Annotated in this window: 3 protein-coding genes, 1 tRNA gene and 2 rRNA genes; 4 read left to right on the top strand and 2 right to left on the bottom strand. The window is 57.4% G+C overall.

The window, feature by feature from the left end; translation table 11 throughout:
- The 4 genes from G5332_RS08465 to G5332_RS08450 form a co-directional block, all read left to right on the top strand.
- Window positions 1-142, top strand: a 23S ribosomal RNA gene (locus tag G5332_RS08465); the annotation flags it as partial.
- Window positions 143-220: 78 nt separating this feature from the next.
- Window positions 221-335 (top strand): 5S ribosomal RNA (gene rrf, locus G5332_RS08460).
- Window positions 336-431: 96 nt separating this feature from the next.
- A tRNA-Asp gene (locus G5332_RS08455) sits at window positions 432-508 on the top strand.
- Between the two features lie 600 nt (window positions 509-1108).
- Window positions 1109-3061 (top strand): ligand-gated channel protein, encoded by a 1953-nt coding sequence (locus G5332_RS08450; protein WP_005355314.1) that lies wholly within the window; start codon window positions 1109-1111, stop codon window positions 3059-3061.
- Between the two features lie 67 nt (window positions 3062-3128).
- Here G5332_RS08450 and G5332_RS08445 read toward each other — a convergent pair whose 3' ends face one another.
- The gene (locus tag G5332_RS08445; RefSeq protein WP_421230857.1) at window positions 3129-4517 is read right to left on the bottom strand and encodes a diguanylate cyclase domain-containing protein; all 1389 of its coding nucleotides are present in this window, start codon (window positions 4515-4517) and stop codon (window positions 3129-3131) included.
- 140 nt (window positions 4518-4657) lie between these two features.
- A complete protein-coding gene (locus G5332_RS08440) occupies window positions 4658-6019 on the bottom strand; it encodes an ATP-binding protein (RefSeq protein WP_216954487.1) in 1362 nt (453 codons plus the stop codon).
- Between the last annotated feature and the right edge of the window lie 21 nt (window positions 6020-6040).

The following is a 6040-nucleotide window of genomic DNA, read 5'->3' as shown; positions in this document are numbered from 1 at the left end:
GAAGCGAGCCCTGAGATGAGTCATCCCTGACCCCTTGAGGGTCCTAAAGGGCCGTTGGAGACCACAACGTTGATAGGTGGGGTGTGTAAGCGCAGTGATGTGTTGAGCTAACCCATACTAATTACCCGTGAGGCTTAACCATACAACACCCAAGAAGTGTTTCGAGCCTTGTAACGAATACGAAACTACTTACATCAGCTTTCTCAGATTGAAGAATTTGCCTGGCGGCCATAGCGCCGTGGAACCACCTGATCCCATGCCGAACTCAGAAGTGAAACGCGGTAGCGCCGATGGTAGTGTGGCATTCGCCATGCGAGAGTAGGACACTGCCAGGCACCCAATTAAACGGTGATGTGAAGAATGACGTCACTGGCTGCGAGGATGACACCTAACTGACGCGGCAAACAATTTAGCGAAAGCTAACCGAATGCGGAGCGGTAGTTCAGTCGGTTAGAATACCGGCCTGTCACGCCGGGGGTCGCGGGTTCGAGTCCCGTCCGCTCCGCCACTAATTTGAAGGCCTTCCCAGATGGGAAGGCCTTTTTGTTATGGGCGTTTTTATCAAGTGACCCACAGGTTTGCATACCAGAACAAATACCAAAGCTCGGCTTCATGACCGGTCTTACGACTGGGCTTTGATGTTTTTTTTAGCCTGCTGGTGAGCTGCCGATATCCCGCCACGATGGCAATACCTTCCCCTATTGGTGTTCTTGCTCCTGTTTCCACCTCTGTATCGCAACACATCCCATCTTGGCCATATTGTTCCGCTGCGAGCTGATAGAGCTTGAGGATTAAACCAGGCCATCTTGCAACGGTACGTCATCGCTTCCACTTGTTTGTATAATCCCCTTTTTTACTTATGGATTTATTCCATTAAAGCAGTCTCTTATCAAGAATGAGCTGTTTTTCAGCAGGAATGCCATGCAATACAAATGATAATGATTATTGTTTGAATGATCGGGTCGGGGTCGTTACAATGCGGGCTGATTAATAAAGTGCTTTTCAAATGAGCCTTTTCTAATGCTGCGTCTGGCCGGATGCCAGGGCGTTGTAATGAGTGAAGTAAGGGAATACGTCACCTTCCTACTAAAAATGTTCAGGCTAAAACATGACAACAGTGAAACCGAACAAGCTTGCCTTGTTGATCTGCTCCCTTCTTGCGACCCAGGCCTATGCTGCCGAACAAGAGGTGATGGTCGTCACCGCTTCCGGCTTCCAGCAGAAGATTGAAGATTCTGCCGCCTCCATCTCCGTGATTACCCGTGAGCAGCTGGAGAAACGGGCATATCGCGATGTGACCGATGCCCTGAAGGATGTTCCCGGTGTTGTGGTGACTGGCGGTGGCAGCAGCAGTGATATCAGCATTCGCGGTATGGGGTCGAAATACACTCTGATGCTTGTTGATGGCAAGAAGGTGGATAGCCGTGGCACTCGCCCGAACAGCGATGGTCCGGGTATCGAACAGGGCTGGCTGCCGCCACTGCAGGCGATTGAGCGCATTGAGGTCGTCCGTGGCCCCATGTCATCCCGTTATGGTTCCGATGCCATGGGGGGCGTGATTAACGTGATTACCCGCAAGACCACCGGTCTGGCCTGGCAGGGCTCGGTTCATGCTGATTCTACCTTCCAGGAGAACAAGGATGCTGGCAACAGCTTCCAGACCGATGCCTATACCGCAGGTTCACTGATCGATGGCGTGTTGGGGCTGCGTTTCAATGGTCAGCTCGCCCATCGTGGTGAAGACAAATTTATCCAGGGTTTTGCCGAGCAGGAGACTCGCAGTGGCACGGCGGTGCTCAGCTTCAAGCCTGATGACCATAACCGCTTCGATCTGGAAGCCAGTCGCAGTCTGCAGGATCGGGATCGCACGGCCGGCAATTCGCTGGCTGCCAAGGCGAAAGATAGCCTTAACCGATACGAGCGCACCAACTATGCGCTGACCCATGATGGTCAGTATGATTTCGGCTCCTCCAGCAGCTATCTGCAGCAGGAAACCAACACCAACCCCGGCCGCAAGATGGAGCTCACCAACACCATCGCCGATACCCATACCCAGTTTATTCTGGGGGATCACTACTTGAGCGTCGGTGGTCAGTATCGCTATGAGGATCTGCACGATCAGGGTAATACCCTGAAAGTGGCCAACCCTGCCGAGCAGCTGACCCGCTGGAGCTGGGCGATGTTTGTCGAAGATGAGTGGTCACTCACTGACAGCTTTGCCCTGACCGGTGGCGCACGCATGGATCGGGATCAGAACTACGGTTCTCACTGGAGCCCTCGCCTCTACGGAGTTTGGCATCTGGATGACAGTTGGACCTTGAAAGGAGGCGTCTCGACCGGTTACCGCTCTCCTGACTTGCGGATGTCAGCGGCCAACTGGGGTCAGGTCACCGGTGGCGGTAGCCTGGATGGTATGCTGGTCGGTAATCCTGATCTCAAACCCGAGACCAGCGTGAGTGAAGAGATCGGCCTGCTGTGGAATGGTCATCAGGGCTTCAACGCCGGAGTGACCCTGTTCAACACCGACTTCAAGAACAAGATATCCGAAGTGCGTCGTTGCACCAGCAAGAGCGATCCCGCCTGTACCCTCAATGGTCACAGTTATGACTTCATCAGTGATCGGGTCAACGTCGACAAGGCGAACATGCGCGGTGTCGAGGGGATGATGGATTGGGCCATCAATGAGGATTGGTCGGTCAGCTCCAGCTACACCTTTACCCAGTCTGAGCAGAAGAGTGGTCCACTGGCGGGTCATGCCCTCAACCAGATGCCCCGTCACATGTTCAACGGCAGTGTTGACTGGCAAACCACCGAGGATCTCAGCCTCTGGTCACGGGTCAACTTCCGTGGCGAGACCTCCGAGTACCTGAGCCGGGTCAAGATGGCGGAAGGGACTCCTTCCTACACCTTCTTTGACATGGGCCTGGTCTACAAGGCCAACAAGCATCTGGATCTGACTGCCGGGGTCTACAACCTGTTCGACAAGACAGTGGATTACAGCAGCTATGGCACTGTGCTGGATGGTCGCCGCTACAACCTGGGCGTGACTTACAACTTCTGATAGGGAACCTGTCATGCGGCCGCCATCTTCCGATGGCGGCCGTTTTTATTGCGTGTTCGTCAGGGGACTATGCCTGATAGGCGGCGGCTTGCCAGGTATTGCGCCCCAGTCCCTTGGCCTGATACATGAGGGCGTCAGCCTGCCGCAATAGCTGGTCAGCATCTGCTTCTCTGTTTGCTGCTACCCAGACTGCACCTGTGCTGATGGATAGTGTCACTGCACTATTGTTGGTGTACAGGGTTTGTTGATTGCACTCCTGACAGAGGCGTTTGGCCCACTGCTCTGTCTCTGCCAGCGTGGCCAGCGGCAGCAGCAGGCAAAACTCCTCGCCGCCGATGCGGGCCAGCATAGCCTCTTCGGGCAACAGGTTGGTCACAGTCGTGGCCAGCTTTTCCAGCAACAGATCCCCGATGCCATGACCAAAGCGGTCATTGGTCTCCTTGAAGTGATCCACATCGAACAGCAGTAGAGCACAGGGCTCCCCGCTTGCCAGTCGTTGCTCCATGGCAGGCATGAATGCCCGTCGGTTGAGCAGGCCGGTCAGGGGGTCGGTACTGGCCTGCTTCTCCAGTCTGGCGTTGGCGCGGCTCAACTCGGTGGTACGGCTGGCAACAGCGCGGCGCAGTTGCACTATGTAGGCCACCATGATTAACACTCCGGCCAACAGCAGCCAGGGACCGAGATGGATGGGGTAGACGGTTTCGACATGCATCCATTTGCGGATGATCCGCTCCCGATCGCTCTCTTTGAGCTTGGCGAACCCCTCTTCCAGCCGGTTTAACAGGGCAAGGTCGCCCTTTTTCACTGCAAAGCGGATCTGGTCGGTATAGAGGTGGCGAACCGGAATAAAGCGGGTGGGATCGTCCGAGGTATAGATGTAGAAGTTGGCGACCTGCAGATCGGCGATAAAGGCCTTCACTTCACCCTTGAAGGCCGCAGCCAGCAGGGTGTCATTGTCATTGAAGGTTTGCAGTCTGGTGCCGGGGAAGTAGCGTCTGGCGTAATACTCCTCGTAGCCACCGGCTACCACACCGACCGTTTCATGGAGCAGGTAGTAGTGGACATCGGTGCCGCGCAATTCGCTCGAGAAGAAGAGTTGGGAGTCGAGCTGGGCGAGAGGCCGGCCATAGTCGAACAGTTTGTCCCGCTCCGGTGACCAGAGCAGTCCGGCGTGAACGTCCGCTTTCCCCTCATGGAGCAGGTCGAGGGAGCCTTGCCAGTCGACCAGCCTGAACTCGATCTTCTGGCCGGTCACTCGGGCATATTCACGCCACAAATCGATCAGCAGGCCATCCGGCTGGCCCGACTCATTGATATAGGAGAAGGGCTGCCAGGCTTTGGAGTTGGTAATGATGAGCGGCTCTTCCGGGGCTTTGGCCCAGGCAGGTAGGGCAAGGGCGAGCAGCAGGAGCCCCCACCCGATACTGACTATGACTCCTGTCCTGGAAGAGGCCATCCTTGCTCCAATCCGTTGCCGTATACCGTCCCGTGGTCACCGATTATCACCGTCTTTCTCATCGAAGAACAAGCGCTCAAATGATGAAGTTTGCATGATGCAAATGGCGCCATGACAAGGCTGGCGGATAGAGTAACTACTTACAGCGGCAGGCTGATCCGCGCCTCCAGTCCCCCCTGTGGCCGATTGAGCAGGGTCAACTCGCCGCCGTGCTGATGCACCAGAGTGCGGGCAATTGAGAGCCCGAGCCCCACGCTGCCGGACTCGGTGTTGCGCGCTTCATCGAGCCGCACGAACGGCTTGAACACATCCTCGAGCCGCGCCGGATCGATCCCCGGCCCGTTATCGCAGACCCGGATCAACAGCTCCTCCTTGCGCCGCTCCAGCGACACTTCGGCGCTGCCGGCATATTTGATGGCGTTGCCGATCAGGTTCTGCAGCACCCGGCGCAGGGTGTTGGCTCGGCAGGCGTAGACCTCTTTGCCCTCCGCCAGACAGGTGACCGGCTGGCCGGTATCGGCATAGTCATCGCACAGGCTGACCAGCAGGCTGACCAGATCCAGCTCGCGGGTGGCCTCCTGCTGCCCCTCCTCGCGGGCAAAGCTGAGGGTGGCCGCCAGCATCTGCTCCATCTGCTGCAGGGTCTGCTGGATGCGCTCCTTGTCCTCGCCATCGGCCAGAAACTCGGTGCGTAGCCGCAGGCTGGTGATGGGGGTGCGCAGGTCGTGGGAGATGGCCGCCAGCATCCGGGTTCTGTCCTGCACGAAGCGGTCGAGCCGGGTGTGCATCCGGTTGAAGGCCTGAATCGATTCGCGGATCTCGGTCGGTCCCTCTTCTTTCAAGGGTTCGATATCCTCGCCCCGCCCGAGCCGCTCCGCATTGCCTGCCAGCTGCTTGAGCGGGCGGGTGGCACGGCGAAACAGCAGCACCATCAGCCCGATCACCAGACTGGCGACCAGCATCAGGTTGAGGGTGGTCTGCCACGACCAGCTGCCCGCCTCCTTGTCGACCAGCGAGCTGAACTGCAGCCAGCCCCCCTGGGGCAGTTCGATGGAGCCATAGAGCCGCATATCTCGTGGCGGGGGCGGCCCCTTGCGATCCCGCATCATGCGGGCGTGATGCTCCCAGGCTTTGCTGCGCTGGGCATCCTCTTTCAGCTCGGCGCTGATCTCTATGGTGAGACCCTGCGGGTAGCCGAGCCGAGAGCGCACCAACTGCTCGAAGCGGGGGCTGCGATTATCCGGTTGCAGTGGTTCGTCTGAGAGGCGCAGCAGCAGGGTTTCGCTGCGGCTCGCCTTGAGGATCTCGTCATAGAGAGATGGGGGTGATAGAGAGAGCAGCCTGACCACAGAGATGATCCGCTGCATGGCGTTGCGGCTGTTGACGAAGCCAAGCGCCTCCTCCCGATCCGAGCGGTAGATCTGGATGCTGAGCAGCTGGATCAGGATCAGCCCCGCCAGCGCCACCAGAATGATCTGGCCTGTCAGCCCCTTGGGCCATATTTTTGCCCACAGTCGTTTCAA

Origin of the sequence: Aeromonas sp. 603757, from assembly GCF_049171255.1 — a bacterium.
GTDB classification, from domain to species: domain Bacteria; phylum Pseudomonadota; class Gammaproteobacteria; order Enterobacterales; family Aeromonadaceae; genus Aeromonas; species Aeromonas veronii_A.
Note: the sequence above shows the minus strand (reverse complement) of the source record. Positions and strands in the feature narration are given on the sequence as shown.

What these genes read in the sequence shown, in the direction of transcription:
- G5332_RS08450 (WP_005355314.1), top strand. Translation starts at nt 1,109, where the DNA reads ATGACAACAGTGAAACCGAACAAGCTTGCCTTGTTGATCTGCTCCCTT.
- G5332_RS08445 (WP_421230857.1), bottom strand. Translation starts at nt 4,517, where the DNA reads ATGGCCTCTTCCAGGACAGGAGTCATAGTCAGTATCGGGTGGGGGCTC.